This is a genomic window from Rhizobium sp. UBA1881, from assembly GCF_002338015.1.
GTDB lineage: Bacteria > Pseudomonadota > Alphaproteobacteria > Rhizobiales > Rhizobiaceae > Rhizobium.
Genome location: NZ_DDHH01000094.1, coordinates 51,579 through 51,889, shown reverse-complemented (window position 1 = coordinate 51,889; position 311 = coordinate 51,579). Strand labels below are relative to the sequence as shown.

Below are 311 nucleotides of genomic sequence, written 5' to 3'. Positions count from 1 at the left end.
GCGATCGACGTGATCGACGAAACCGGTGCGGCCCAGATGCTGCTGCCGCCGTCCAAGCGCCGCAAGCTGATCACCGAGAAGGAAATCGAGGCGACGATCGCCACGATGGCCCGCATCCCGCCGAAGAGCGTGTCGAAGGACGACGAAGCCGTTCTCGCCAATCTCGAGCAGGAACTGCGCTCGGTCGTCTACGGCCAGGATCTCGCCATCGAAGCGCTCTCGACCTCGATCAAGCTGGCCCGCGCCGGCCTGCGCGAACCGAACAAGCCGATCGGCTCTTACGTCTTCTCCGGCCCGACCGGCGTCGGCAA

1 pseudogene is annotated in these 311 nt (G+C 65.6%); it reads left to right on the top strand.

The features are described 5' to 3' along the window. Positions 1–311 (top strand): annotated as a pseudogene (clpA, locus tag B3605_RS11980) (ATP-dependent Clp protease ATP-binding subunit ClpA); the annotation flags it as partial.